Here is a 25,404-nt window from a genome sequence, read left to right as displayed (position 1 = left end):
CGTGTCGACGGCTGCGACTCATCGTGCGATCGAAGCGGTCTGGCGCATCGAAGCCGCCAAGGTCATCGCGCACGTCGCGCGCATCGTGCGCGACGTCGGGGTGGCCGAGGAACTGGCGCAGGACGCGCTCGTCGCCGCGCTCGAGCACTGGCCCGACGACGGCGTACCCGATAACCCAGGAGCATGGCTGATGGCGACCGCGAAAAACCGCGCGCTCGACCGTCTGCGGCTCGACGCGCTGCAGGCGCGCAAGCGCGAAGCGATCGGGCTCGACATGGACGCGCTCGAAGCGCACCTCGTGCCCGATTTCGTCGATGCGCTCGATGCCGCGCGCGAAGACGACATCGGCGACGATCTGCTGCGGCTCGTGTTCACTGCGTGTCATCCGGTGCTGTCGACCGACGCGCGCGTCGCGCTGACGTTGCGCCTGCTCGGCGGCCTCACCACCGACGAGATCGCGCGCGGCTTCCTCGTCCCCGAACCGACGATCGCGCAACGCATCGTGCGCGCGAAGCGCACGCTGTCGGCGGCGAAGGTGCCGTTCGAAGTGCCGCAGGCGGACGCGCGTGCCGTGCGTCTCGCGTCGGTGCTCGAAGTGATCTACCTGGTTTTCAACGAAGGCTATTCGGCGACCGCCGGCGACGACTGGATGCGTCCCGCGCTGTGCGAGGAAGCGCTGCGGCTGGGTCGCGTGCTGGCCGGTCTCGTGCCGGACGAAAGCGAAGTGCATGGGCTCGTCGCGCTGATGGAGATTCAGGCGTCGCGTACGCATGCCCGCACGGATGCGCACGGGCGGCCGGTGCTGCTGCTCGATCAGGACCGCAGTCGCTGGGATCCTTTATTGATTCGTCGCGGACTCGTGGCGCTCGAACGCGTGCACGCGCTCGGCGGCGCGAGCGGGCCGTACGCGTTGCAGGCGGCGCTCGCCGCGTGTCATGCGCGGGCCCATACCGCTGCGGACACCGACTGGGTGCAGATCGTCGCGCTATACGACGCGCTCGCGCAGGTTGCGGGGTCGCCGGTGGTCGAATTGAATCGTGCGGTCGCAGTGGGGATGGCGTTCGGTCCGGCGGCCGGGCTCGAAATCGTCGATGCACTCGCCGCCGATCCGGCGCTCGCGCATTACCACTGGCTACCGAGCGTGCGCGGCGATCTGCTCGCGAAGCTCGGGCGGCGCGACGAGGCGCGTGTGGAGTTCGAACGTGCCGCTTCGATGACGCGCAATGCACGCGAGAAAGAGTTGCTGCTGGAGCGGGTAGCCGAGATGGGCGCGAAAAGCTGAGTACCGCTGCGCAATCACTGCCGGTCTGCCATCGGCAATACCAGCTCCACCCGCAGTCCGCGTCCGTCCGGCGCATCGCCGAGCACGATCGTCCCGCTGTGCGCGCGCACGATCTCTCGCGCGATCGCGAGTCCGAGACCACTACCTTCCTGCTCCGACGCACGAAAGAACGGTTCGAACACGCGCTCGCGTAATTCCGCCGGAATGCCCGGCCCCTGGTCGAGCACTCTCACGCTGACCCAGCCGTCCGCTTCATCCGCATCGATTGCGACCACCGTGGCTTCCGGCGCATAGCGGATCGCGTTGTCGATCAGGTTCGACAGCACTTCCTGAAGCAGCGTCGCGCTGCCGGTCACGACAGGCGACGACTCGATCGACACGACCAGTTCGATGTTGCGGCGGCGCGCTGCGAGCGCGAGCTTTTCGACCGCACGCGTGACGACTTCGCGGATATCCACCCGTTCGCCGCCCAACGCGGTGTAGTCGGCCGCTTCGGCCTGCGCGAGCATCAACAGCTGGTTGATCAGCGAGACCATCGCGCGGTTGCTGTGATGCATCGCGAGCAGCGTCTCGCGTACTTCGTCGAGGGTGCCCTGGCGGCGCGCGTATTGCAGCTGCATGCCGAGCAGCGTCAGCGGCGTGCGGATCTGATGCGCGGCATCGGCGATGAAGCGGCGCTGCGTGAGCGCCTGCCGTTCGATGATGTCGAGGCACGCGTTGAACGCGGCGATCAGCGGATGCAGTTCGGCGTGCACGTCGGTGGCATCGATCCGCGCGCGGCTTTGCGACGGATGCTCGGCGAGTCCTTTCGCGAGCTTTTCGAGCGGCCGCAATTCGAGCGCGAGCCCCGCGCAGACCAGCACCACCGCGATGGCGATGCTGCCGAGAATGATCGCGAGCTGCGGTTTCCACAGCGCCGCGACCATCGCGTCGCGTTCGATCTCCGTGCGCCCGACCGACACCACGACGTCGACGATCCGCCCCGCGTCGTACATTGGACGCTTCAGCGTGACCGCGCGGATCGGCGTTTGCGCGACGCGCGCGTCGTACCAGCGCGGCGCTTCGGCAGGGCGTAGCGGTTGAGGGAAATCGGACGTGCCGGCGATCAGCGCGCCGCCCGCGATCTCGACGCGATAGAACACCTGATCGCCTCTGGGCGTGCCGACAATCTGGATCGTGCTCGGCGACACCGACGCGACGAGATTGTCGCCGTCCCAGCGCACGTCGGCGGCCATCACGCGAGCAGCCGACAACAGCGCCGCATCCTGCAGCAGATCGGCGGTGTGCCGGGCGTTCGCATGCGTGAGCCAGCCCGCGACCAGACTGAACGCCGCCATCGGGACGATCAGCCAGAGCAGCAGCCGCGCGCGCAGGCTACGCTTGCGGTTCTTCATGTTCCAGCAGATAGCCGAGCCCGCGCAGCGTGATGATCGCCGCGGTGCTCTTCTCGATTTTTTTTCTCAGGCGCGATACGTAGATTTCGATCGCATCGCCGCTCGGAGGCGCGTCGCTATCGTTCACGGCATTCGCGAGCACCGTCTTCGATACGGTGCGTCCCGCCTGCAGGATCAGTGCTTCGAGCACCGCATGTTCGCGCGGCGTCAGCGACAGCGTGTCGTCGCCGACGAAGAACTGGCGGCGGTCCATGTCGTAAAGCAAGGTGCCGCAGCGCAGCCGGTTCGAACGCACCGGCGCGTGGCGACGCGCCAGCACCTTGATGCGCGCGACCAGTTCGCGATCGTCGAACGGCTTGACGACATAATCGTCCGCGCCCGCGCTCAGGCAGATCACCTTCTCGCCGACGTCGCCGGTCGCGGTCAGCACCAGCACGGGCGTGTCGTTCGCGTGGTCGCGCATGCGTCGCAGCAGCGCCTTGCCGGACATGCCCGGCAGGTTCAGATCGAGCAGCACGACGTCGTAGCGCGCATCGTGCAGCAACGCCTCGGCCGTCTCGCCGTCGAGCGCGTGCTCGACGACGAAGCCTTCGTCGGCCAGCATCTTTGACAGCCAGTGCGCGAGCTGCCGGTTGTCTTCGATCAGCAGAAGTCTCATCGTGAGCGAATCGTGTGCGGAAAGATCAGGCCAGCTTGTAGCTGTTGCGAGCCTGTTGCGAACGGTAGAGTACCAGCGTCGCCACCGCGCCGCACAGCGCCGCCGCGCCCATCCACGCACCCGGCGCGGCCTTGTCGCCGGTGAAGTGGATCAGCGACGTCGAGATGGCCGGCGTGAAGCCGCCGACCAGCGTCGCGAGGCTGTACGCCATCGAGAAGCCGGTCGTCCGCACGTTCGCCGGCATCAGTTCGGTGAGCGCTACCACCATCGCACCGTTGTACCACGCGTAGAGCAGCGACAGCCACAGCTCGACCAGCAGCAGCCGCTCGAACGACGGCGCCGCGACGAGCCACTGCATCGCCGGGTACGAAGTCAGGATGGTCAGCACGGTGAAGAGCAGCAGGATCGGCCGACGGCCGACGCGATCGGACACGGCGCCTGATATCGGCAACCAGATGAGATTCGATATGCCGACGCACACCGTGACGATCAGCGAATCGAGCGACGACAGGTGCAGCACCGTCCTGCCGAACGTCGGCGTGTAGGTGGTGATCAGATAGAACGACGCCGTCGTCATCACGACGAGACCCATCCCCGCAACGATCAGCCCCGAGTTCTCGACCATCGACTTCATGATTTCGCCCATCCGCGGATGATGCTTGCGCGCGGCGAACTCATCGGTTTCGCGCAGCGTGCGGCGGATCACGAACAGGAACGGCACGATCAGGCAGCCGATCAGGAACGGCACGCGCCAGCCCCATGCGCTCACCTCACTGGCCGGCAGCAGCTGATTGAGCAGCACGCCGAGCGTCGCCGCGAAAATCACCGCGACCTGCTGGCTGCCCGACTGCCACGAGCAGAAGAAGCCGCGCTTGCCGGGCGTCGCGATTTCGGAGAGATACACCGACACGCCGCCGAGTTCGACACCTGCCGAGAAGCCTTGCAGGAGCCGCCCGATCAAAACGATGACCGGCGCCGCGAGACCGATCGTCGCATAGCCCGGAACGAACGCAACGCACGCGGTGCCGACCGCCATCAACGACAGCGACAGGATAAGGCCCTTGCGCCGCCCATGACGGTCGACGTACGCGCCGAGCACCAGCGCGCCGAACGGTCGCATGAAGAAGCCCGCGCCGAATACCGACAATGCCAGCAGCAGCGAGACGAACTCGTTCTCGGCGGGGAAGAACGTGTGAGCGATCGCCGTCGCGTAATACGCGTAGACGGTGAAGTCGAACATTTCGAGGAAATTGCCGCTGACCACGCGGAAAACGTCTCGAAACCGCGACGCGGGTTGAGTGTGCACGGTTGATTCCATCATTGCCCTCTCTGACGTAAGGACGAGTGTCGACCACCGGAGCGTCCTACGGACCGCGCCGGACAAAAATGCTGCGGGAGTAAAGCGAAGCGAACTAGCCGATATCCATCACGGCCTTGCCCGCCTGACGACGCTCTTCGAGCGCCGCGTGAGCCGCTTCGACGGTATCGAGCGTGTAGCGGCCGTTGATTTCCACCTGTAGCGCGCCTTGCAGGATCGCTGCGAAGACATCGTCGGCGCGACGCTGAACGGTTTGCGCATCGGCGAGATGATCGGCGAGGCGCGGACGAGTGAGAAACAGCGAACCCGCTTCGCCGAGTTCGTACGGATCGAGGTCGCGCATCGGACCCGTCACCGAGCCGTAGTTGACGACGAGACCGCGCGTGCGCGTCGCACGAAAACTGTCGCGCAGCGTCGTGCGGCCGACTGCGTCGAACACCACGTCGACGCCTTTACCGTGGGTCAGTTCGCGCACGCGATCCGCAAAACCGCCGTCTTCGTACATCAACACGTGATCGGCGCCGCGCGCCTTTGCGATCGCGGCTTTGTCGGGCGAACTGGTCGTCGCGAACACTTCCGCGCCGCGCCGTTTCGCCAGCTGCACGAGCAACTGACCGATGCCGCCGGACGCTGCGTGCACGAGACAGGTGCTGCCCTCGCCGATGTGCGCGACGTCTTCGAGCAGATAATGCGCCGTCGATCCCTGGAAGATCGCGGCGGCGGCGATGTCATAGGCGACGCCGTCCGGCAGCTTCGCGAGACGCGCGGCCGGCACCACCGCGTAGTCCGCATACGCGCCCCACGCGATACACCATGCGACGCGATCGCCCGCGCGCAACGCCGTGACGCCCGCACCGACTTCGACGACTTCGCCCGCGCCTTCCATCCCGAGCGTGCACGGAATCCGCACGGGGTAGGTGCGCGAATCGCGGTACTTGCCTTGCCGCGTGTGCACGTCCATGAAGTTGATACCGGCCGTGACGACGCGCACGAGCACGTCGCCCGGGCCCGGTTTCGGTACGTCGATCTCGACGCGCCGAAGCACGTCGGGGCCGCCGTATTCGTGGATCTGGATGGCTCGCATGAAGGCGTTCTCCGGAAGATTGAGCGAAAGGGTGCGGCCGCGTTTCTAGCGCGATCCCGCAGCGGGTGCGTCCGCCGTGCCGGCAGAGGCGGCCTCGACGAAACGGTTGGTGTAGGTGCGCGCGAGATCGACGTGTCGCTCGGACACGTCCGGATCGACGCGCGAGAGGATGGCCAGCACAGTCGACGGTGCGTCGGCCGGCATCGCGCCTGCGGGCGCATACGCGGGCTTCGCGATCGTGAGCGCCTGCTGGTAGGTCGCGACGTCGTCGCCACGGATCGACGCGGGCACGGCGGCGGCGATCTCGGCTTCGCTGTGGCTCTGGATGAAACGCAGCGCGTCGACGACGGCGTGCACGAGCCGCGCCGTTTCGCCCGGATGCGTGTCGACCCAGCGACGCTGCATGTAGAGACAAGGGCCGGCGTACGTGCCGCCCAGCTGCGCGCGCGAGTCTTCGACGCTGCGCATGTCGGCGAGCGGACGCGCTTCGCCGCGCATCAGCATTCGTGTTGCGGTGGGTTCTTCGATCATCCCGGCATCGACCTTGCCGTCGACGATCGCCTGCTCGAACGCCGCTTCGCTGGCGAGCGGCACGATCGTGTACGCGCCGGGCGACACACCCGCGCGTTCGACCAGATAGCGCGTGAGAAAGTAGGTCGACGAGCCGAAGCCGGTCACGCCGAGCCGCCGCCCTTTCGCGTCCGCCATCGATTTCATGTTGCCGTCGCGGCGCGCCAGCTCGATCAGACCCGCCGAGCGTCCGAGCAGCACAACCGACTGCACGTCGAGGCCGTGGCTTTGCAGTTCGATCGTGTGATCGTAGAAGCCGACCGCGCCCTGAATCGCGCCGGCGACGAGTTCCGTCGAGGTGTCGATGCCGGCCGGTGCGGCGACCACGCGCACGTCGAGGCCTTCGCGGCGGAAATAGCCGAGTTGACCGGCGAGCAGCACCGGCAGATAGACCAGCTTCGCGACGCCGCCTGTCATCAGCGTGATCGTGTCCGCGCTCGCGCCCTGCGCGGCGACGAGTGTCGCGGCACAGCACAGGGTACGGATCAGCGGGCCGGCGGCACGCGGCATGCGAGTCTCCTCACGTTGGAAAGCGCCCGTGGATAGGGGCGTCGGTATGCGACGGAGTATAAAAAATGCCGCCCTTCTGATTGCCTTCCGTGAAGGAGTTGTTTTCTACGTAGTTTCCCGATGGGTTGGTGTCAATGGTGCCACGCTGCGCCGGTGAAGAAATAGCTGCCGAGCCCGACGGTGAAGACGAGGCAACCGTATAGCGCGTGTTCGAAGCAGCTCAGCGCGAGCGACTGGTGCCGGCGGTAGCTGACCGCGAACAGCGCACCGCCGACGACGGTCATCGCCGGCGCGATCCAGTTGAGGAACATGAAGTGAACGCCGCCGAACGCGAGCGCCGACGCGGCGATGTAGCCGCGTTGGTCGCCGAAGATCGGGCGGTAGCGATGGAACAGGAAGCTGCGATAGATCAGTTCCTGCGGCCATACGGACAGGACCGGGTAGAGCACCATCACGAGCAACCAGAAGAGCGGGCGTTCGCGGGGGAAGGAAAGGAATACGGCGGGCTTGAAGTACCAGACCGCTATCGTGACCAGCGAGGCCAGGATCGCGAAGCGGATGACGACGCCTCTTGCGCCGGCTAGGAAGCCGGCCCAGTTCCATTCTTCCGGGTGCGCGATGTTGTGGCGAGCTTTGAGGAAGCGATGGATTGCCAGCGAACCTAGCCACAGGACGGCCAGCATCAGCAGACGCTGGCGGAAGGCGAGGATGACTAGTGGGATGCCGGCGTAGAGGGCGAGGAATTCGAGCCAGAGGGTGAGGGAGCGAGTGGGCTGGTGGTCCATGATCGGTGCCTGTTTAGGTACGGGCGATCATGGCAGGGGTTTGGGGCGGAAGGAAGGCACGGGGCAGCGCAGACAGATGTCGTTGCGTTGAGACGATCAGGTAGCGCCGATCTATTGCTGTAGCGAGGTACTGTAGCGCCACCCGCGCGCTTGTGTCAGTTGCTCGTCGTACCGCATTTGTCGATCAACCATCCCCATGCACAACGCGGCTTTAGCCATATATTCAAGCACGCGCCAATTTACGTCGTCGCCTTTATGGAATGCGGCGTCGATTGCGTCCAGCGCTAGTTCCAGCTCATTGTTGCGTAGGAATTCCTCGAAGTCTGCAATTTCGTTCGCGCAAACCCCTTCGGCAGCTTCTGACAGGTGGGATCGTGCTTCAAGGAGATATTCGGTGGTCTTGTTCCAGGTCGAGTGAAAATTTTGACAGGGTGGCATGGGGCGTTCTTTGTTAGTGCGTCTTGTGTGTTTAGGGTAGCGATGTTGCGGCGAGCGATTGTCCGCGTATTTTGAGTGTATGACTCAAATCGATCCAGCACAGCACGCTGCAGGGTTGTCGCCAGTATCTTCCATTGAGTCTGAACGCGCCTTTCAAAGCGCTTTTCTCCGAGGCACTTAAAGTGCCGCTGTGCGATAGGCGCACCACATGCCTAACCGTCAACTAGGGGAAGGTAGATGGCCAACGGCTTTAATGATGTGGGATTTCTTGGCGATGACCTTGATGGGTGGCGCGAATCCGTTCACGCCGAATTTCCCGCATCGTTTGCCATAGCAGATCGGATGAATCGCATCGGCATGCGCATGATGCGTGAGTTCCATTTCGATGATCCTACCGAGGCGCATCTACTTGCGGTTGCGGCCTTCTACCGATCGTTACAGTCGTTTCAATCCGCAATCTTGCTTGCGGAGCGTGGTGCCCTGGCTGAGGCACGTTCGCTGGCGCGTCTGTGCTGCGAAGCGGTTATTCTGATGGGCGGCCTGCTCAAAGTCGAAGGCACTGTTGGAAAGCTCCACGAAGACCATGCGAAGCATTGTCTATCAATGGCTAACGCAATGATCCACATGAACCGCGACGGGAATACAGGAGCTAACCTGGCACCCTTCGAGCAGGAAGTCGCCAAGGTCATGGCGGAGTATCCAAACAGACCACATTCAATCGTGTGGTCCAGTCTGGCCGTGCAGGCGGGCTTGGCAAAGCTCTTCGAACTCGCCTATCGCTTTCCGTCTGGCGATGGAGCACACATAACGTTGGCCGCGCTACACCGCCACTACAAGGAGGAGGATGGCGTCACTTGCACCATCTTTCATCCGGACAGGTCAGATCTGCGATCCACGCTGCTCGCTGCCAATGCATCGCTGGTTCATCTGCTGGCGTTGGCGCACGAGTTCATGGGAATGGACAAATATGAAGCTGAAATGCGCGATCTGGTTTTGCAGTGGGCCGCCAGCCGGAATGAACTCGGTCTTCAGTAGAAAATATCGGCCGCTTCTCGATGCATTTATCAAATGCGAACTCATTTGGCTGCTTGCGATCCACTGCTGCCGGTCACCGTCGTGCACGCCCGGTGACGCGTTTTGGGGTACAGCGGCCATTCGCGGGATCAATTTGCGTGCGGCAATGAACGCGGTAAGCTAAAGAGTGCGTGCGATAGATGTGCACCTAAGTTACAAACCTGAAAATCGATAGGATAATTTCCCTTCACCCAACTCCGAGTAGGGCGGAGGGGATTTTTGACGACTGGCGACCAATCGGGAGTTTTTTGTGTAACGGGGAGATTTTGATTTATGGCAGAGCGAAAACGCGGAACGAGTACCTATGACGACTCGGACATTTACAAATGGTTGGCCGATCAGAGCGAGTCTACTAAACTTCTCGACGAGTTCGGTCTTGAGTTTGAGCGGCGAGTCCTGACGGACGGGCGAACAACCGCACGGATGTCTATTTCTTACGTCTCTCCGCACACAGATGGAAAGTGGGCTGGTAAGGAGCGGCGCTATAGCTGTGGGACGTTTCCGAGTGACTCGATCGAAGGCGCTCATCTTCAGATTGAAAAGATGGACGCACTACTGGCGCAGGGCATCGACCCGAACGATGAGCGGGATGGGGGCCGTCCGAGAGTAGGCGATGGAATGGGTCCGGAGGGGAAGCATGGAGGAGGTTCTGGTGAGTGATCTCGTTCGGGACGTATGACCGCTTGCGGTTGTGGATCTGACATGTGGATGTCTAAACGCTGCATCCGGGGAAGGGGAGGTATCCGGAATTCTGTGTGTGAGGCGGGTTAAGACTCAGACTTTGACGTTAAATCGCTCGGGGTAAAGCAGCGCAAACTGCGTCATCGCACTTTTCCAATCGTGCCAGGAGCCGGTCCATTTGGCAACGACGTTGCGCAGGCCCATCGAGAATGGCTTGGAAGCGCTGAGTAAAATGGCACTCTTGTCGCGCGGAGGACTCATATGTTCACACCGGAATTTGTAAACGAAGAACTGCGTCAGTTCGTTCTGGTAGCCAACCACAACCTGGAATCGGCAGAGGCCACCTGTCTAAGCATCGAGTACAACCGAGCGCGCATCGTGCACGGGCGACCGCACCTTCCTTCGGGGGCCTGGAGGTGTCGTCTTGTCTATGATGTTCGTGGGCAATCGGTAAGCGACGTGACGGTTGATCAAGTCAGGGCAGAGCTCTGCGACGTAGCTACTGTGGAGTTCAAGCGCTAATGGGCATTCAGGTCGTAGTTGCCGCAGGGAGCCAGGCGGAGGTGGTTGAGAAATTGGGGAATGCGGCTCCATTCGCCGAGATCTTTCCATTACCGGGAGGCAATTTCGGGATATCCATCCCATTCAAAGTCGTCGACGATATTGGCGAACAAGTCGCGCTCGGCTGCATCTCGGCCTTCAAGTATTTCGATCTCTGGGCGGGCGAATGGAAGTCACCGCAGTAGAAGTCACGCGTGCTTCCGGAAGAACAGCAATAGCTCATATGCCACATCATGAGCCCTACGCGATGGTGAACGGGTAGTTGATATCCACTTGCGATGCATCGCCTGGGCCTTCGGTCTTCTTCAATACGAACTCGAACGCCGGTTCGAAGTAGCCGTTTCTCGGCACTTCGCCACCGAGAATCTCGACTTCGTACCAGCCGTTTTCGACTTCGATGACCGGTCTGCCGGGTTCCTGATAACGCTTGAGCAAACCATCCAATGTCTCGTCCGTGAATCGTTGCAGGATTCGCCAGGTGAAGAGCATCACGGAGCGGTGCTCGACCCGCAGTACGTATCCTGCGCGCCGGTGCTGCAAACGGCTTTCCGGTTTGAGCAGTTCCGGCGTTTCTCCGGATACGTTGAAAATGATCGTATAGGGATGGTTAGCGATTCCGGCCAGCGGGATGACGATGCCTTGCAGCACTGCGTTGTCGCCGCTGTCGGTGGTGGTGAATTCGGACGCGAGATCGTCGGGGAGGTTGTTCCCGGTTTTATAGCGCTTCAACAGGCGGATGTCGCCGACGAGGAAGTAGTCGATCAGGTCGTTGAGGACTTCGGAGAATTCCTGGGGCATTTTGGGGTTCCTCGCCGATCTGTGGAGTGGTTGGGGGCGCAGAACGAACCAGAGTAGCCGGTCCAGGAATCAAACACCGGCCACAAACTTCAGCCGACTTCAGGCAACTGCGAGCTTGAACTCGCCGATTGTCTCCGAAAGTTTCGCGGCCTGCTCGCGCAGCATCGCCGCGGCGGCGGCCGATTGCTCGACCAGCGCGGCGTTCTGCTGCGTCGTGTGATCGAGGTGCGAAAGCGCCTGGTTCACCTGCCCAAGACCGGTGCTCTGTTCGCTCGCGGCAACGTTGATTTCGTTGATTACGCCGGCAATGTTGCGCACGCCCGAGACGATTTCATCCATCGTTATGCCGGCAGTCTGCACGAGTCCCGAACCCGCCTCTATCTTTTCGACCGACGAGTGGATGAGTTCCTTGATTTCCCGCGCGGCCTGCGCGCTTCGCTGCGCGAGCGCACGCACTTCGGCCGCCACGACCGCGAAGCCGCGGCCGTGTTCGCTTGCGCGTGCTGCTTCGACAGCCGCATTGAGCGCGAGAATATTCGTCTGGAACGCGATGCCGTCGATCACGCCAATAATATCCGCGATCTTCGCCGACGCGGCCGTGATGTCGTTCATCGTCGAGACGACTTCGCTGACCACCTCGCCGCCGCGCACTGCGACACCCGACGCGGACGACGCGAGCTGGCTTGCCTGCGTCGCCGCATCCGCGGAGTTGCGCGCGGTGCCGGCGATTTCCTCGAGTGCGGCGGCGGTCTCCTGAAGGCTCGATGCGGCGTGTTCGGTGCGGCTCGACAGATCCTGATTGCCCTGGGCGATCTCCGAGCTGGCGAGGCTGACCGATTGGCTGAACTCGCGGATCTGCAGCAGGATGGTGCTCAGTTTGCCGGCGAACAGGTTGAACGCGTGGGCGATCTGCGCGGCTTCGTCCGTACCTTCGGCGGGCAGGCGTTTGGTCAGGTCGCCGCTGCCGCTCGCCACGTCGTTGAGCGCATCACGCACGAGCAGGATGCGCTTGAATGCGGCACTGGTCAGCGCGCCGACGAGCGCTGCGGCGATCAGCGCGACCACGACGATCGCGATCAGTGTCGTCGTGGCGACCGCGCGCATGCCGGCGGTCACGTCGGCCTTGTCGAGCGCGAGCACAAGGCTCCAGTCGGTACCGTCGATTGCCTTGGCACGCAGCAGCTTCGTGGCGCCGTCGATGTTCATCGCCACCGGCGCGGACGCCGATTGCAGCGACTGCAGCACGTCCGGCGTCAGTCCTGCCGACATGTCGGTGGCCGGCTTCATGATCAGATCGGTTTTGGCGCCGGCGATGACACGGCCGGTTTTGTCGACGAGGAATGCGAAGCTTGCCGGCGTCGGGTGTACCGATGTCACGATCCCGCTCACGCTTTCCATGAAGAGGCTGGCCGCGATCACGCCTTTCGCATTGCCATCGCGAACGATCGGCGCAGCAAATGCGAACGCCGGTTTGCCCGACGATGCATCGCGGTACAGCGCGGTGACGACCAGATGGCCGGCTTCGACGGCCTGCTTGTACCAGGGCCGCGCCGTCGGATCGTAGCCGGGCGCGAGCGGCACATTGGAAAACGCAGTCTTGTCGGGCAGGCCGAGCGTCATGATTTCGAAGCCGCCGGACTTGCGCAGCAGCTGCAGCGCGGGCAGCGGATCGCCTTCGCCGACAGTGATCGTATCGGCCAGCGCCTGGGTCTCCCGGCCACGTCCCGCGATCCATTCGTCGATAGCCAGTGCGTGACCGGTCAGGGTCGATTGCAGGTTTTCATCGATCGTCTGATCGTTGTGGTGCTTGACGACGACGTAGAGGAGGCCGCCAGTGATGGCGAGCGCGGTGACGACGATGGCAACGCAGGTGGCGAGAATCCTTGCGCGGATCGATGCAAGCATGGAAGCGTGTCTCCGGGAATTCGATAGGGCGGACTGGATGGTCAAATGTGTGTATCCGCACCGCTTAACGACAATTCCCGTACTTCTCTTGAGGGCATCGGATTGGCGGCCCTACCAGACGGGCGTGCCGATTGCGCGCTTTTAAGACGGTGCTTCAATGTGTCATTCCGGATGCGCTATCCGGCTGATTTTTCGCACGTCCTCGGTGGGCATGTATCACTACCAACTGGTCTCAATGCATGCGGTCGTTGGATGTCGGGGCTTTGATGGTTGAGATCAGTTGTGCCGTTCGTCCTTCGCCGGAAACGTGAATGCGCAAACTGACTTTCGAGCATCGTCGAGTGTCCGCGTTCAGGCCACATGTGTATGGCCGCTAGCTACTGTCTCGCACAACGCTCGACGCGTGACACTCCAGAGTGAGGCCTGCGCGAACACCTCGATGGACTAGCGAGATGGGAAGCATAGCCCGACCAGTGCTCTGTACGTTATTGAGCGATGTTCGCAAAAAACGTACAGATCAATAAAAACGTACGGCGAGCAGTAGTTTTGTCCGGGGGTCGTACCGTGGACTCGGCCCACATCAATTTTCTGAGAACTCGGGGGAAGCAAAATTCAGCCTGACAAACGCCTCGGCCAAACCGTCAGCGCAAACACCGACCCCACTCCCTCAAGCAAAAATAATCTTGACCCCCAACCCCTCAACCCACTCCACAAACTCCTTCGCAAGCCCGGAATCAGTAATCAGATAATCCACCCGATCCATCGCCCCAAACGTAGCAAACTCCCGCCTGCCAAATTTCTTCGAATCAGCCAGCAGATAGACAGTCTTGGCAGCATCGATCATCGCCCGCTTGACGTGCAGATCGATGAAGTCGGGATACGAGATACCCGATTCCATCGACACCCCGCCCGCCGCCAGAAAAAGCTTGTCGACGAACATCCCCTCAAAAAACGTCGAAGCCTTCTCACCGGACACGGCAATCGTCTCAGGCTTGAAAAGCCCACCGGTCAGCATCACACGATTGGTAGGCTCCGCCCCAAGCAGGATCGCGATGTTCAGCGCGTTGGTGACGATGCGCAGGTTTTGCCGTTCGAGCAGGTTCTGCGCGAGTTCGGTGGTGGTCGCGCCGCAGTCGAGAATGACCGCGTCGCCGTTGGCGATCAGGCTCGCCGCCTTGCGGCCGATCAACGCTTTCTCTTCGCTCGTCGGCAGCACGCCGGCCACGAGTGCCGTGCCGCCACCCGACGAGGACAGCGCAGACTTCAAACGCACGTTGCCATGCACGCGTTCGACGCGTCCGAGCCGCTGCAATTCATCGATGTCCTTTCGAATGGTTGGCATCGACACGCCGAATTCGCTGGAAAGCTCCGAGAGCTTCACCAGCTTGTCAGCCTTTACCTTTTCGAAGATCTTTTCTGTTCTGGTCTTTTGATCCATTGCGCTTTTTCCGCAAACCGCCCTGGCCGCCGGGCTCGACATCACGGGCTGTATTGTGCCCGATTTGAGCCCTCGCCGGACCGCCGCCTGGTGTTTTCCCTGTTTCGTCTCGTTTCTCTTTGACTTTCTATAGAAAGTAACAGAAACTTCGAATCAAGAAAACAGGAAGTGCAGGAGCGGGAATGGAAAACCCCTACAGGCAATCCGGCGAGGCGCTGCATCGGCGCGCGCAGGAGATCCGCAAGAAGATCTGCGTCATGAATGCCGCCGCGAAGAGCGGTCACACGGGCGGCGACATGTCGGAGGCGGACATTCTCGCCGCGCTGTATTTCCACGTGCTGCGCTATCGCGTCGACGGCAATCGTTCGGTTGCGTGGCACGACGAATTCATTCTTAGCAAAGGGCACGCCGTCGGTGGTCTCTACTCCTGTTTTGCTGAACTCGGCTGGCTCGACGACAGCGAACTGAAGTCCTATCTGCAGGACGATTCGCGTCTGCCGGGCCACCCGGTAAGGCAGAAGCTGCCGGGCTGGGTCACGGTCAACACCGGTGGTCTCGGTCACGGGATGCCGATCGCCGCCGGTCTCGCGATGGCAAAGCAACGTCACGCTGCGCAGACCGAAGGCTCGACGGGCCGCGTGTTCGTGCTGACCGGCGACGGCGAACTCGAGGAAGGCTCGAACTGGGAAGCCGCGATGGCAGCCGCGCATTTCGAGCTCGATAACCTCGTTGTGATCGTCGATCGCAACCGTCTGCAACTCGCCGACTTCACGCACAACATCATGGATCTCGACCCGCTCGACGAGAAATTCCGCGCTTTCGGTTTCGAGGTTCACGACGTCAACGGAAATCAGGTCGACGCGATTTGGAAACTAATGGAAAGTCTCGACCACACCAACCGGAAGCCGAAAGTAGTCATCGCGCATACGATCAAGGGTCGCGGCGTGTCGTTCATGGAGAACGTGCCGGCCTGGCATCACAAGTATCCGGACGAAGCGCAGCTCGTTCAGGCGTTGCAGGAGCTCGACCATGCGTAATCTCGCGGATCTGCGCGACGGCGCGGTCAGTGCGCTGAGCCGTCTGACGGCCGCGGGTCAGGACATCATCGTGATGGTCGCGGACTCGACGTCGACATCGAAGATCGGCCCGTTCCTCGACACCTACCCGGAGCGCGTGATCAACGTCGGCATCGCCGAGCAGAACATGGTCGGGATGGCGGCGGGTCTCGCGCTCGGCGGGCACATCGTTTTTACCGCGAACGCGGCGCCGTTTCTCGTCGGCCGCGCAAACGAGCAGGTGAAGAACGACGTCTGCTACAGCGCGACGAACGTGAAGATGCTCGGGCTCAACGCGGGTGTCGCGTACGGTCCGCTCGCGTCGACGCATCACGCGATCGACGACATCTCGATCATGAGCGGCTTCGGCAACGTGCAGATTTTTGCGCCGTGCGACGACGTGGAAGTCGTGCAGATGATCGACTACGCGGCATCGTTCGATGGCCCGGTGTACATCCGCCTCGACAACGCGAAGTTTCCGGTTGTCCACGACACGTCGTATCGCTTCGAACCGGGCCGTCCCGACGTGCTGATCGAAGGCAGCGGCGTCGCGGTCGTCGCGCTGGGCTCGGTGGTCGGCGAAGCGCTCGACGCGTGCGAACGGCTGCAGAAAGACGGCCTCCATCCGACGCTCGTGAATCTCTCGTCGATCCGGCCGCTCGATCACGATGCGCTCGCCGCGATCCTCGAGCGTCACGACGCGGTGATCACCGTTGAAGAGCATTCGCTGCACGGCGGCATCGGCGCGATCGTCGCGCTTGCGATGGCGCGTCGTCAGATTCGCGGCCGCCTCACGACGCTCGGCGTGACCGAAGGCGAGTTCGCGCATTACGGCACGCGCAAGGGCATTCGCCGTCATTACGGCATCGACGCCGACGGTATCGAAAAAGCACTGCGCGCCGGGTTCGGACACTGAGCGCCGCGCAAAGACAAGCAAAAACATCAGGAGACAAAGAGTGAGCATCCAGTACGACATGTCGCTGCGTCACGGCGTCGATTTCGATTTCCGGCTGGACGGCAAGGTCGCGGTGGTGACGGGCGGCCTCGGCGGCATCGCGATGGCGACCAACGCGGCATTGATCGCAAAGGGCGCGCGCGTCGCGATTCTGTACCCGAGCTTCGAAGAGCCGCGCGTGCAGGCCGCGATCGACGAACTGGGCGCAGCCAACGCGCAAGCCTTCGCATGCGACGTCGCGAACGAAGCCGACGTCGAACGCGCAATCAACGCAGCGGCCGCGCATTTCGGCGACCTGCATCTGCTCGTCAACGCGGCGGGCTGCATCACGCTGACGCCGGCCGTCGACATCGGCTTCGACGAATGGCAGCGGCAGATCGGCGTCAATCTCACGGGGCCGTTCCTCTGCTCGAAGCATTTCGCGCGTCACGTGCTGGCAAGCGGCCACGGCGGCAAGATCGTCAACATCGCGTCGCAGGCGGCGACGGTCGCGATCGATCAGCACTGCGCATACACGTCGGCGAAAGCGGGCTTGATCGGGATGACGAAGGTGCTCGCGAAAGAGTGGGCCGCGCGCGGCATCACGGTGAACACGGTATCGCCGACGGTGGTGCTCACGCCGATGGGCGCGGCCGCGTGGGACGGCGAGAAGGGCGAGGCGATGAAGAAGCTGATTCCGGTCGGCCGCTTCGCCTACACCGACGAAATCGCCGCCGCGATCCTGTTCCTGCTGTCGAACGGCGCGGACATGATCACCGGCGCCGACATCATGATCGATGGGGGTTACACGATTTGCTGAGACCGTAGTACCGGTACGGTCTCGTGCACTGCGAGGCCGTTTTTCTGAACGACTGAACAAATAGAAAGACGAAATCGGAGACAAGACATGTGGAAGAAGCTTGCAGTCACGGCAGCGGTCGCTGCATCTTTGGTAACTGCGTTGCAGCCCGTCGATGCACAGGCCGCCGGTAAAGGCACCATCGCGATCCTCGTGAACGCGCTCGACAATCCGTACTACGCGGCCGAAGCGAAGGGCGCGGACACGGAAGCGAAGAAGCTCGGTTACGACACGATCGTGCTGTCGCACGGCGAGGACGTGAACAAGCAGAACGAACTCGTGAATCTCGTGATCGGCAAGGGCGTGAAGGGCATCATTCTCGACAACGCCGATTCGAACAGCAGCGTCGCGACTGTGCGCACCGCGCAGCAGAAGAAGGTGCCGGTGGTGCTGATCAATCGCGAGATTCCGAAGGACGGCATCGCGATCGCGCAGTTGAGCCACAACAATCTCGAAGCGGGCAGCGAAGTCGCGCAGCGCTTCGTCGAGGCGATCGGCGAGAAAGGCGAATACGTCGAGTTGACCTGCAATCTCGCGGACAAGAACTGCGTGACGCGCTCGCAGGCGTTCCATCAGGTGCTCGATCAATACCCGGATCTGAAGATGGTCGCGCGTCAGGATGCGAAGGGCGCGCTGCTGCCGGGCAAGCAGGCAATGGACTCGATCCTGCAGGAGCATCCGCATATCAAGGGTGTGATTTGCGGCAACGGCCCCGTCGCGCTCGGCGCGATCGCGTCGCTGGAATCGGCGAACCGGAAGGACGTGATCGTGATGGGCATCGACGGCAGCAACGACGAACGCGACTCGATTCTCGCCGGCAAGCTGAAGGCGACAGTGATGCTGCAGGCACAAGGCATCGCGATTCACGGCGTCGATCTGCTCGACAAGTACATTCGGACGGGCAAGACCGGCGAGCCGGAGCGTCAGCTGTTCCGTGGGATTCTGATCACGAAGGACAATGCTTCGAAGGTCAACGACTTCTACTATACGAAGTAACCCGCGAAGTAGTTAGTCCAGCGGGCGCGGCCGGTGCCGCGCCCGTTGCAGTCTCAAGATGAGGTCGTCATGGTTCCATCCGTTCGCGCAGCGCGAGCCGCATCGCGAATTGCATCTTCGAATGCGGCGTTTTGTCTGACGTTGCTGTTGGGCGTGGTGTCGATCGCGGGCTGTCACGTCGTGACCGACCAGGAGCTGGCCGCGATCCGCGCGCAGGGTCAGCATCACGGTCCCGATCCGGCGAAGGTCTTCACCGACCAGATGATTCCGTACGCGGACAAGAACGCGAAGCCCGCCGCGCAGGTGATCGGCGCGCTCAACCAGAATTTCGACGATGCGTGCAAGCAGTACGGCTTTCGCCAGAGTCAGGCGTTTCCTTGCAACTTCTGGATTCGCGTGCAGGGCAAGGTCACGCGCGTCGATACGGCGTCGCGGGTCGGCAAGGCGTACGTCGACGTGACGCCGGCAACCGGCGGAGACGCCGTTCATGTCGCGCTCGAAACCGGACCGGTCGTGATCGGCACCGGCGTACGCGACGGCTTTCCAGGCGTGAAGTACAGCGACTTCGACGACCAGACGCGCTTCGCCGCATTCGGTCAGGCGATCAACAAGCTGGTGGTGGAACGCGCGCAGACATCGTTGAAGCTGAAGGTCGGCGACACGGTGGACGTCGCCGCCGTCTACAGCAGCTGGAGCGAGCCGACGGGCGAAATCCGCGCGATCCCGGTGGCGTGGAAATGAGCGGGCAGAACGAAACGCGGCTGACAAACGGCGCGAACGTGATCGAGACGCGCGCGCTGTCGAAGCTTTATCCCGGCACCGCCGCGCTCGTCGACGTCGACTATGCAGTGCGGCGCGGCAAGGTCAACGTGCTGATCGGCGAGAACGGCGCGGGCAAGTCGACGCTGATGAAACTGCTGGCGGGCGCGGAGACGGCGACGTCGGGCGAGATTCTCGTCGACGGCAAGACGGCGCAGATCAACGATGTGCGCAGCGCCGAAGCGCACGGCATCGGCATCATCTTTCAGGAACTGAATCTGTTCCCCGACATGACGGTCGCGGAAAACATCTTCACCGGCAACGAGCTGACGAGCGGCGGTGTGATCCGCACGAAGGACGAGAACCATCAGGCGAAGGTGCTGCTCGACCGGCTGCAGATTGCGATCAATCCGCGCACGCGGCTCGGCGATCTGTACGTCGGGCAGCAGCAGCTGGTCGAAATCGCGAAGGCGCTGTCGAAGCACATCAAGGTGCTGATCATGGACGAACCGACGTCCGCGCTGTCGCGCACCGAGGTCGAGATTCTGTTCAAGATCATCCGTCAGTTGAAGGACGAAGGTGTGACGGTGATCTACATCTCGCACCGCCTCGAAGAAATCATGGCGATCGGCGATTGCATCACCGTGCTGCGCAACGGCCGGCTCGTCGCCGAGGACGACGTCGCGAACATCGACATTCCGTGGATCATCGAGGCGATGGTCGGCTCGTCGAAGAAGCGCTTCGAGTTCGAGCAGCACGCGATCGGCGACGAAGTGCTGAAGGTCACCGACCTGTCGCTGAAACGTCCGAACGGTATCTATGCGGTCGATCACGTGTCGTTCTCGGTGCGTGCGGGCGAAGTGATTGGCATCTACGGGCTGATGGGCGCGGGCCGCACGGAATTGCTCGAATCGTTGCTCGGCGCGCAGCCGCTTGCGATCGGCGAGATCGAACTGGCCGGCAACGCGATCGAAGACCTGCCGATTCCACGTCGCATCGAAGCAGGCGTCGCGCTCGTGCCGGAGGACCGTCAAAAGCAGGGGATGGTCCAGCTGATGTCGATCCTCGAAAACATGACGCTGTCGAGCCTCGGCAAATTCGCGAACCTGCTGTCGTTCGGCGCGTTGAAGCGTGAGAAGCAGGTGAGCGCCGCGAACGACATCGTCCAGCGTCTCGCGATCAAGGCCACGTCGGTCGATGCGCCGATCACGTCACTGTCGGGCGGCAACATGCAGAAGGTAGTGATCGGCAAGGCGCTGCTCACGTCGCCGAAAGTGCTGCTGATGGACGAACCGACGCGCGGCATCGACGTCGGTGCGAAGGAAGACGTTTATAAAACGATCAGCCTGCTCGCGCAGTCGGGCATCGCCGTCATCTACGCGACGTCCGAACTGGACGAAGCGATGGCGGTGTCCAACCGGGTCTTCGTGATGGCGAGCGGCAAGCTGACCGCAGTCATGGAGCGTTCGCAATTCGACAGCGAGCGCATCGTACGCGCGTCGACGCCCGCGACCGCGGTGGTCTGACGCAATCGAGGTAGAGACAATGAATCAGTCCAACAGCAGCAATCCGTCGCTGCATCCGGTGCATGCGAAGCACAACCGACGTGGCGCGTACAAGGCGTCGCTGATCGCGGTGAACCTGCTCAAGCTGCGCATCTTCATCGCGCTGTTCGCGATCATCATCGTGTTTTCGTTTACCGCCGACAATTTTCTGTCGACCGGCAATCTGCTGATCATGGCGAAGCACGTGACGATCGTCGCGATCCTGTCGATCGGCATGACGCTCGTGATTTTGACCGGCGGCATCGATCTGTCGGTGGGATCGATCGTCGGTATCAGCGGGATGGCGGCGGGGTATCTGCTGCTCGAAGGGATCAGGATTGGCCATCACGTCGTGTTCTTCAACGTGTTCGGCGTTGCGGTGATCGCGTGCATCATCGGTGCGCTGATCGGCGCGATTAACGGCTATCTGGTCACTGCGCTCAACGTCGCGCCGTTTATCGCGACGCTCGGCATGCTGTACGTCGTGCGCGGCGCCGCGCTGCTCGTGAACAACGGCAGTACGTTCGCCGACCTCGAAGGCAACGCGGTGCTCGGCAACACCGGTTTCGAATTCATCGGCAACGGCACAATCCTTGGTCTGTCGATGCCCGTGTGGATCATGCTGGTGCTCGCCGCGGTGACCATTTTCATCGCGCGCAAGACGCCGCTTGGTCGCCGGATCTACGCGATCGGCGGCAACGAGCAGGCCGCGCGTTTCTCGGGCATCCGCACGCATCGCGTGAAGCTGTTCGTCTACACGTTCTCGGGTTTCTGCGCGGCGATCGTCGGACTCGTGATCACCGCGCAGTTGCAGACCGCGCACCCGTTGACGGGTCAGACCTTCGAGCTGAACGCGATCGCAGCCGTTGTGCTTGGTGGCACCGCGCTGATGGGCGGACGCGGGACGGTGTTCGGCTCGGTGGTCGGCGCGTGCGTGATCAGTATTCTCGGCGACGGCATGGTGATGTGCGGGATCAGCGACTTCTGGCAGATGGTGATCAAGGGGCTCGTCATCATCTTCGCGGTCGTGATCGACCAGTTGCAGCAAAGGCTGCAATCGCGGATGGTTTCGTTGACCGCCTGATTGAGATGGAAGGTGACATGCACTACGTTCTGGCGATCGACCAGGGAACCAGCGGCACGAAAGCGCTTGTCTTCGATAGCGAGGGACAGGTGCATGCGCGCGGCTTCGCGGCGGTCTGGTGTACGCATCCGCAAACCGGTTTTGTCGAGCAGGACGCCGATGCGCTGTTCGATTCGGTCTTGCAGGCCGTCAAGTTGTGTCTTGCCGCATTCGCTGGCAACCAACGCGACATCGTCGGCGTAGGCATCTCGAATCAACGCGAGACGGTCGTGCTCTGGGACGACGAAGGCCGCCCGATCGCGCCGGCAGTGTCGTGGCAATGCCAGCGCTCGTTGCCAATCTGCGAGCGGTTGAAACGCGACGGCCTCGCCCCGCTGATCGCCGAGAAAACCGGCCTGCTGATCGACCCGTATTTCTCCGGCACCAAACTCATCTGGCTCAACGAAAACGATGCCCGCGTGCGCGAGCAGATCGCGCAGCAACGCGCGCGCTTCGGGACCGTCGATAGCTGGCTGCTGTATCGGCTCACACACGGTGCGTCGTACTGCACCGACTATACGAACGCGTCGCGCACGATGCTGTTCAATCTCGCTTCAAGGGAGTGGGATCGCGAACTGCTCGAACGATTCGACCTTGCACAGCTTCGGCTGCCCGAACTGAAACCGTCGGCCACGCATTTCGGCGAGACCGATTTCAACGGACTGCTCGCGCGGCCAGTGCCGATCGTTTCGATGATCGGCGATTCGCACGCGGCTGCGGTCGGCGAGGGCTGTCTGATGCCGGGGGTCGCGAAGGCGACGATGGGGACAGGCTCGTCGATCATGATGAACGTCGGCGACACACCACAGACGCCCGCGCAAGGACTCGTATCGACGCTCTGTTTCGCGACCGCCGAACGCGTCGACTACGCGCTGGAGGGCATCGTGATCAGCGCCGGTTCGACGCCTGCGTTCCTCAAGGAAAAGCTGCATCTGTTCGACGATTTCGCACAAGCCGAAGCGGCCTTCACCGAATACGACAACGGCGGCGTGTTCGTGATTCCGGCGTTCTCGGGCATCGGCTGTCCGCACTGGAAGTATCCGGGCGGCGCGCAAATCGTCGGACTCAATTTCTCGACGGCGTGGCAGCACGTCGCGCGAGCCGCGTACGAATCGATCGTCTATCAGATCAAGGATGTGATCGCCGTGATGGAGCAGGCGGGGAACGTGCCGCTGCGCGAACTGTATCTCGACGGCGGCCTTGTGCAGCGGCCGTTCCTGCTGCAATACCTCGCCGACACGTTGAACCGTCCGGTCAGCACGCTCGCGCTCAGCGAGATTTCGGCGGCCGGCGCGGCTGCGCTCGCGTCGCTCGAAACGGGGCTGATCGGATCGCTCGAAGAATGGAAGTCGAAGCGCGTGATCGCGCGACACATCGAACCCGGTGACGGCGTCGAAGCAGCGGCGCGCAATCACGCGCAGTGGCTCGAGTGGATCGGACGTCTTTAACCAGAATCAATTCTGCAGCATTTCAGAGAACAACGCGGAGAGCAACGTGGCATACGAAGCAAAGCGGTTCGTGAACAAGGTGGTGGTCGTGACGGGCGGCAGTCGTGGCATCGGGCTCGGCATCGCTGAGCGTTTCGCGCAGGAAGGCGCGAAGGTCTGCGTGTCGGCGAACGAAAAGAGCGTGCACGACGCGGCCGCGCGTCTGCGCGAAGCGGGCTGCGACGCGATCGCGGTCGAAGCGGACGTGACGAGCAAAAGCGACGTCACCGCGCTGTACGACGAGGTCGCGGCGAAGCTCGGCGAAGTCGACATCTCGGTGCAGAACGCGGGCGTGATCACGATCGCGAAGCTGCCCGATCTGACCGAGGCCGAATGGGACAAGGTGCTCGCGGTGAACACGAAAGGCGTGTTCCTGTGCTGCCAGGAAGCCGCGACGCGGATGCTGCGCGCCGGCAAGGGCGGCCGCCTGATCAATACCGCGTCGGGACAGGCACGTCAGGGCTTCGTCTACACGCCGCACTACGCGGCGAGCAAGTTCGGCGTGCTCGGCATCACGCAGAGTCTCGCGAAGGAACTGGCGCCGACCGGCATCACCGTGAACGCGTTTTGCCCCGGCATCATCACCACCGACATGTGGGCGTACAACGACGAAGCGTGGGGCAAGCTGCTCGGCGACTACAAGCCGGGCGAACTGATGGCGGAGTGGGTCGAGAACATTCCGATGAAGCGCGCGGGCAGCGGCGCGGACGTCGCGGGCCTCGTCGCGTTTCTCGCGTCGGACGACGCGTCGTACATCACCGGTCAAACGATCAACGTCGACGGTGGGATGTTCATGTCGTGAAGACAGCGGGGCGTGGCGGCCCCGCTGTTTTTTTAGTTCACCGGCAGCGCGGCGAGCCGGCTCACGGTCTCGGCGCACGCGTGCGCCACTTCCGCGCCCTTCACGACGAAGTGCTCGCGGAAGAAACCGACGTGCTCGTCGCTGTTGTGGAAGTGATGCGGCGTGAGCACCGCCGAAAACACCGGCGTGCCGGTTTCCAGCTGTACCTGCATCAAACCGTCGATGACGGCGGTCGCGACGAAGTCGTGACGATAGATGCCGCCGTCGACGACGAGACCCGCCGCGACAATCCCCGCATAACGACCGCTCTGCGCGAGACGCTTCGCATGCAGCGGGATTTCGAACGCGCCGGGGACTTCGTACAGATCGATATCGTCGGAGGTATAGCCGTACTTCTGGATCGACTGCAGGAACGATGTCTTGCACTGATCGACGATATCGCGATGCCAGCAGGCCTGCACGAAAGCAAGACGCGGACGGTTGCCGGACGAAGCGGCGACTGCGTGTGATTCAAAGGTGGTAGTGGTGTTCATGGACTTCAGCCTGTTTGTGTGAACAGGGCGTAGAACGGACGCATCTCTCGCATGACGCGAGAAGACGCGAGCCGTCCTGTTCTCTTTCATCCGGACTATACCGTCGGCCCCGGAATCCAACCGGGTCTGCTGACCTCCGTTATCGCGCGATGCGGGTTGCGATAACGGAGCGCTCGCGGGCTACGCCGCAATTGCGACGATTACCGCCGGTGGGGAATCGCACCCCGCCCCGAGAACGTGTTCTTGACGAACAGGACGTACGGTAGCATGAATCGTGAAAATCGGCAGTGTGGGGGTATTGCTTGAGGGCTCTAAAAGCGATCGCGGCGAACGCTCACTTACGGTCGTCTTCATCTTTATCGCGGTCCTCGTCGTGATGGTCGACAAACGGACAATCCGTGTCCGTTCCACCTTCACGTAACGCGCCGCGTGCCTCCTTCGCCAGCGCTGCGTAGCTCTTGCGAAAGCGCGTCAAATCCTTCTCCTCCATTTCCTCCAGATCGAGCAACGCGTTGTGCGCGCCGTCGAGTGCACGGATCAGTTCGTCGAGCTTGATCTGCATCGCGGCGGTGTCGCGGTTCTGCGTGTTCTGGATCAGGAACACCATCAGGAACGTGACGATCGTCGTCGACGTGTTGATCACCAGTTGCCACGTATCGCTGTAGTGGAAGACCGGTCCGGTCGCCGCCCAGACGATCACCAGCACCGTCGCGAGGACGAAGGTCGACGGTCGTCCGGTGGCCTGCGATAGCACGCTGGCGAAGCGGGAAAACCAGCGGGAAAACCATTTGTGGCCCATGGCTGTCTCCAAGGTTG

The 25,404-nt window shown here is 62.4% G+C and carries 26 protein-coding genes and 1 riboswitch; of the genes, 13 read left to right on the top strand and 13 right to left on the bottom strand.

Annotated features, from left to right (window positions below):
• The first annotated feature begins 1 nt into the window (after nt 1).
• A complete protein-coding gene (locus E1748_RS07000) occupies nt 2-1,282 on the top strand; it encodes an RNA polymerase sigma factor (RefSeq protein WP_133646380.1) in 1,281 nt (426 codons plus the stop codon).
• Between the two features lie 14 nt (nt 1,283-1,296).
• Here the strand turns inward: E1748_RS07000 and E1748_RS06995 are convergent, their stop codons facing one another.
• From E1748_RS06995 to E1748_RS06965, 7 genes are all read right to left on the bottom strand, one after another.
• Nucleotides 1,297-2,676 carry a sensor histidine kinase gene (locus E1748_RS06995; protein ID WP_133646379.1) on the bottom strand — a complete coding sequence of 460 codons (1,380 nt, stop codon included), beginning with the start codon at nt 2,674-2,676 and terminating at the stop codon, nt 1,297-1,299.
• Nucleotides 2,657-3,334, bottom strand: coding sequence for a response regulator transcription factor (locus E1748_RS06990; RefSeq protein WP_133646378.1), 678 nt, complete (start codon nt 3,332-3,334; stop codon nt 2,657-2,659). Before E1748_RS06990 ends, E1748_RS06995 begins: the two co-directional genes overlap by 20 nt.
• A 25-nt stretch (nt 3,335-3,359) precedes the next feature.
• Nucleotides 3,360-4,655, bottom strand: a complete 1,296-nt coding sequence (tcuC, locus tag E1748_RS06985; protein ID WP_166653512.1) for an MFS transporter — start codon at nt 4,653-4,655, stop codon at nt 3,360-3,362.
• A gap of 91 nt (nt 4,656-4,746) precedes the next feature.
• The gene (locus E1748_RS06980) at nt 4,747-5,736 is read right to left on the bottom strand and encodes a quinone oxidoreductase family protein (protein ID WP_133646377.1); all 990 of its coding nucleotides are present in this window, start codon (nt 5,734-5,736) and stop codon (nt 4,747-4,749) included.
• A 45-nt stretch (nt 5,737-5,781) separates the two neighbouring features.
• On the bottom strand, nt 5,782-6,816 hold the full coding sequence (locus E1748_RS06975) for an ABC transporter substrate-binding protein (protein ID WP_133646376.1): 1,035 nt from the start codon (nt 6,814-6,816) through the stop codon (nt 5,782-5,784).
• A 131-nt stretch (nt 6,817-6,947) separates the two neighbouring features.
• Nucleotides 6,948-7,601 carry a CPBP family intramembrane glutamic endopeptidase gene (locus E1748_RS06970; protein ID WP_133646375.1) on the bottom strand — a complete coding sequence of 218 codons (654 nt, stop codon included), beginning with the start codon at nt 7,599-7,601 and terminating at the stop codon, nt 6,948-6,950.
• Between the two features lie 111 nt (nt 7,602-7,712).
• Nucleotides 7,713-8,039, bottom strand: a complete 327-nt coding sequence (locus E1748_RS06965) for a hypothetical protein (RefSeq protein ID WP_133646374.1) — start codon at nt 8,037-8,039, stop codon at nt 7,713-7,715.
• Nucleotides 8,040-8,276: 237 nt separating this feature from the next.
• Between E1748_RS06965 and E1748_RS06960 the strand changes: the two genes are divergently transcribed.
• Nucleotides 8,277-9,074, top strand: a complete 798-nt coding sequence (locus E1748_RS06960; protein ID WP_133646373.1) for a DUF5677 domain-containing protein — start codon at nt 8,277-8,279, stop codon at nt 9,072-9,074.
• A gap of 312 nt (nt 9,075-9,386) precedes the next feature.
• Entirely contained in the window at nt 9,387-9,773 is a 387-nt protein-coding gene (locus E1748_RS32060; protein WP_420819290.1) for an integrase arm-type DNA-binding domain-containing protein, read from the top strand.
• 114 nt (nt 9,774-9,887) lie between these two features.
• Here the strand turns inward: E1748_RS32060 and E1748_RS06955 are convergent, their stop codons facing one another.
• Nucleotides 9,888-10,055 carry a hypothetical protein gene (locus E1748_RS06955; RefSeq protein ID WP_338119587.1) on the bottom strand — a complete coding sequence of 56 codons (168 nt, stop codon included), beginning with the start codon at nt 10,053-10,055 and terminating at the stop codon, nt 9,888-9,890.
• A 260-nt stretch (nt 10,056-10,315) separates the two neighbouring features.
• Here E1748_RS06955 and E1748_RS06945 point away from each other — a divergent pair, with 260 nt between their 5' ends.
• A complete protein-coding gene (locus E1748_RS06945; RefSeq protein ID WP_133646371.1) occupies nt 10,316-10,540 on the top strand; it encodes a hypothetical protein in 225 nt (74 codons plus the stop codon).
• Between the two features lie 55 nt (nt 10,541-10,595).
• On the opposite strand, the gene E1748_RS06940 is transcribed toward E1748_RS06945, so the two are convergent.
• The 3 genes from E1748_RS06940 to E1748_RS06930 all read right to left on the bottom strand — a co-directional run bounded on the left by E1748_RS06940 (nt 10,596) and on the right by E1748_RS06930 (nt 14,496).
• On the bottom strand, nt 10,596-11,153 hold the full coding sequence (locus E1748_RS06940) for a hypothetical protein (RefSeq protein ID WP_133646370.1): 558 nt from the start codon (nt 11,151-11,153) through the stop codon (nt 10,596-10,598).
• A 99-nt stretch (nt 11,154-11,252) separates the two neighbouring features.
• Nucleotides 11,253-13,058, bottom strand: a complete 1,806-nt coding sequence (locus tag E1748_RS06935; RefSeq protein ID WP_133646369.1) for a methyl-accepting chemotaxis protein — start codon at nt 13,056-13,058, stop codon at nt 11,253-11,255.
• Between the two features lie 667 nt (nt 13,059-13,725).
• Nucleotides 13,726-14,496: a DeoR/GlpR family DNA-binding transcription regulator gene (locus tag E1748_RS06930; protein ID WP_133646368.1), complete on the bottom strand. Its 771-nt coding sequence runs from the start codon at nt 14,494-14,496 to the stop codon at nt 13,726-13,728.
• A 182-nt stretch (nt 14,497-14,678) separates the two neighbouring features.
• Here E1748_RS06930 and E1748_RS06925 point away from each other — a divergent pair, with 182 nt between their 5' ends.
• From E1748_RS06925 to E1748_RS06885, 9 genes are all read left to right on the top strand, one after another.
• The gene (locus E1748_RS06925; RefSeq protein WP_133646367.1) at nt 14,679-15,533 is read left to right on the top strand and encodes a transketolase; all 855 of its coding nucleotides are present in this window, start codon (nt 14,679-14,681) and stop codon (nt 15,531-15,533) included.
• Nucleotides 15,526-16,467: a transketolase family protein gene (locus tag E1748_RS06920; RefSeq protein ID WP_133646366.1), complete on the top strand. Its 942-nt coding sequence runs from the start codon at nt 15,526-15,528 to the stop codon at nt 16,465-16,467. The genes E1748_RS06925 and E1748_RS06920 overlap by 8 nt, the downstream gene beginning before the upstream one ends.
• 40 nt (nt 16,468-16,507) lie before the next feature.
• Complete coding sequence (locus E1748_RS06915; protein ID WP_133646365.1) at nt 16,508-17,305, top strand: GolD/DthD family dehydrogenase; 798 nt, start codon at nt 16,508-16,510, stop codon at nt 17,303-17,305.
• A gap of 87 nt (nt 17,306-17,392) precedes the next feature.
• Nucleotides 17,393-18,340, top strand: coding sequence for a D-ribose ABC transporter substrate-binding protein (locus E1748_RS06910; protein ID WP_133646364.1), 948 nt, complete (start codon nt 17,393-17,395; stop codon nt 18,338-18,340).
• A gap of 69 nt (nt 18,341-18,409) precedes the next feature.
• A complete protein-coding gene (locus tag E1748_RS06905) occupies nt 18,410-19,081 on the top strand; it encodes a DUF2291 family protein (RefSeq protein WP_133646363.1) in 672 nt (223 codons plus the stop codon).
• Nucleotides 19,078-20,625 (top strand): sugar ABC transporter ATP-binding protein, encoded by a 1,548-nt coding sequence (locus tag E1748_RS06900; RefSeq protein WP_133646362.1) that lies wholly within the window; start codon nt 19,078-19,080, stop codon nt 20,623-20,625. Before E1748_RS06905 ends, E1748_RS06900 begins: the two co-directional genes overlap by 4 nt.
• Nucleotides 20,626-20,644: 19 nt before the next feature.
• Nucleotides 20,645-21,727 carry an ABC transporter permease gene (locus E1748_RS06895; protein ID WP_133646361.1) on the top strand — a complete coding sequence of 361 codons (1,083 nt, stop codon included), beginning with the start codon at nt 20,645-20,647 and terminating at the stop codon, nt 21,725-21,727.
• 17 nt (nt 21,728-21,744) lie between these two features.
• Nucleotides 21,745-23,214: an FGGY-family carbohydrate kinase gene (locus E1748_RS06890; RefSeq protein ID WP_133646360.1), complete on the top strand. Its 1,470-nt coding sequence runs from the start codon at nt 21,745-21,747 to the stop codon at nt 23,212-23,214.
• Between the two features lie 46 nt (nt 23,215-23,260).
• Nucleotides 23,261-24,055, top strand: a complete 795-nt coding sequence (locus tag E1748_RS06885) for a glucose 1-dehydrogenase (protein ID WP_133646359.1) — start codon at nt 23,261-23,263, stop codon at nt 24,053-24,055.
• 32 nt (nt 24,056-24,087) lie between these two features.
• On the opposite strand, the gene E1748_RS06880 is transcribed toward E1748_RS06885, so the two are convergent.
• Nucleotides 24,088-24,588: a 6,7-dimethyl-8-ribityllumazine synthase gene (locus E1748_RS06880; protein ID WP_133646358.1), complete on the bottom strand. Its 501-nt coding sequence runs from the start codon at nt 24,586-24,588 to the stop codon at nt 24,088-24,090.
• Nucleotides 24,589-24,662: 74 nt separating this feature from the next.
• A riboswitch (FMN riboswitch) is annotated at nt 24,663-24,829 on the bottom strand.
• A 93-nt stretch (nt 24,830-24,922) separates the two neighbouring features.
• Nucleotides 24,923-25,387, bottom strand: a complete 465-nt coding sequence (locus E1748_RS06875; protein WP_133646357.1) for a low affinity iron permease family protein — start codon at nt 25,385-25,387, stop codon at nt 24,923-24,925.
• Nucleotides 25,388-25,404 lie beyond the last annotated feature (17 nt).

This window comes from Paraburkholderia flava (genome assembly GCF_004359985.1).
In the GTDB taxonomy this organism is placed as follows: Bacteria; Pseudomonadota; Gammaproteobacteria; order Burkholderiales; family Burkholderiaceae; genus Paraburkholderia; species Paraburkholderia flava.
Note: the sequence above shows the minus strand (reverse complement) of the source record. Positions and strands in the feature narration are given on the sequence as shown.

Excerpts from the sequence above, each read along its gene's own strand:
- E1748_RS06995 (WP_133646379.1), bottom strand. The coding sequence starts at position 2,676 with ATGAAGAACCGCAAGCGTAGCCTGCGCGCGCGGCTGCTGCTCTGGCTG.
- E1748_RS06990 (WP_133646378.1), bottom strand. The coding sequence starts at position 3,334 with ATGAGACTTCTGCTGATCGAAGACAACCGGCAGCTCGCGCACTGGCTG.
- tcuC (WP_166653512.1), bottom strand. The coding sequence starts at position 4,655 with ATGATGGAATCAACCGTGCACACTCAACCCGCGTCGCGGTTTCGAGAC.
- E1748_RS06980 (WP_133646377.1), bottom strand. The coding sequence starts at position 5,736 with ATGCGAGCCATCCAGATCCACGAATACGGCGGCCCCGACGTGCTTCGG.
- E1748_RS06975 (WP_133646376.1), bottom strand. The coding sequence starts at position 6,816 with ATGCCGCGTGCCGCCGGCCCGCTGATCCGTACCCTGTGCTGTGCCGCG.
- E1748_RS06970 (WP_133646375.1), bottom strand. The coding sequence starts at position 7,601 with ATGGACCACCAGCCCACTCGCTCCCTCACCCTCTGGCTCGAATTCCTC.
- E1748_RS06965 (WP_133646374.1), bottom strand. The coding sequence starts at position 8,039 with ATGCCACCCTGTCAAAATTTTCACTCGACCTGGAACAAGACCACCGAA.
- E1748_RS06960 (WP_133646373.1), top strand. The coding sequence starts at position 8,277 with ATGGCCAACGGCTTTAATGATGTGGGATTTCTTGGCGATGACCTTGAT.
- E1748_RS32060 (WP_420819290.1), top strand. The coding sequence starts at position 9,387 with ATGGCAGAGCGAAAACGCGGAACGAGTACCTATGACGACTCGGACATT.
- E1748_RS06955 (WP_338119587.1), bottom strand. The coding sequence starts at position 10,055 with ATGAGTCCTCCGCGCGACAAGAGTGCCATTTTACTCAGCGCTTCCAAG.
- E1748_RS06945 (WP_133646371.1), top strand. The coding sequence starts at position 10,316 with ATGGGCATTCAGGTCGTAGTTGCCGCAGGGAGCCAGGCGGAGGTGGTT.
- E1748_RS06940 (WP_133646370.1), bottom strand. The coding sequence starts at position 11,153 with ATGCCCCAGGAATTCTCCGAAGTCCTCAACGACCTGATCGACTACTTC.
- E1748_RS06935 (WP_133646369.1), bottom strand. The coding sequence starts at position 13,058 with ATGCTTGCATCGATCCGCGCAAGGATTCTCGCCACCTGCGTTGCCATC.
- E1748_RS06930 (WP_133646368.1), bottom strand. The coding sequence starts at position 14,496 with ATGGATCAAAAGACCAGAACAGAAAAGATCTTCGAAAAGGTAAAGGCT.
- E1748_RS06925 (WP_133646367.1), top strand. The coding sequence starts at position 14,679 with ATGGAAAACCCCTACAGGCAATCCGGCGAGGCGCTGCATCGGCGCGCG.
- E1748_RS06920 (WP_133646366.1), top strand. The coding sequence starts at position 15,526 with ATGCGTAATCTCGCGGATCTGCGCGACGGCGCGGTCAGTGCGCTGAGC.
- E1748_RS06910 (WP_133646364.1), top strand. The coding sequence starts at position 17,393 with ATGTGGAAGAAGCTTGCAGTCACGGCAGCGGTCGCTGCATCTTTGGTA.
- E1748_RS06905 (WP_133646363.1), top strand. The coding sequence starts at position 18,410 with ATGGTTCCATCCGTTCGCGCAGCGCGAGCCGCATCGCGAATTGCATCT.
- E1748_RS06900 (WP_133646362.1), top strand. The coding sequence starts at position 19,078 with ATGAGCGGGCAGAACGAAACGCGGCTGACAAACGGCGCGAACGTGATC.
- E1748_RS06895 (WP_133646361.1), top strand. The coding sequence starts at position 20,645 with ATGAATCAGTCCAACAGCAGCAATCCGTCGCTGCATCCGGTGCATGCG.
- E1748_RS06890 (WP_133646360.1), top strand. The coding sequence starts at position 21,745 with ATGCACTACGTTCTGGCGATCGACCAGGGAACCAGCGGCACGAAAGCG.
- E1748_RS06880 (WP_133646358.1), bottom strand. The coding sequence starts at position 24,588 with ATGAACACCACTACCACCTTTGAATCACACGCAGTCGCCGCTTCGTCC.
- E1748_RS06875 (WP_133646357.1), bottom strand. The coding sequence starts at position 25,387 with ATGGGCCACAAATGGTTTTCCCGCTGGTTTTCCCGCTTCGCCAGCGTG.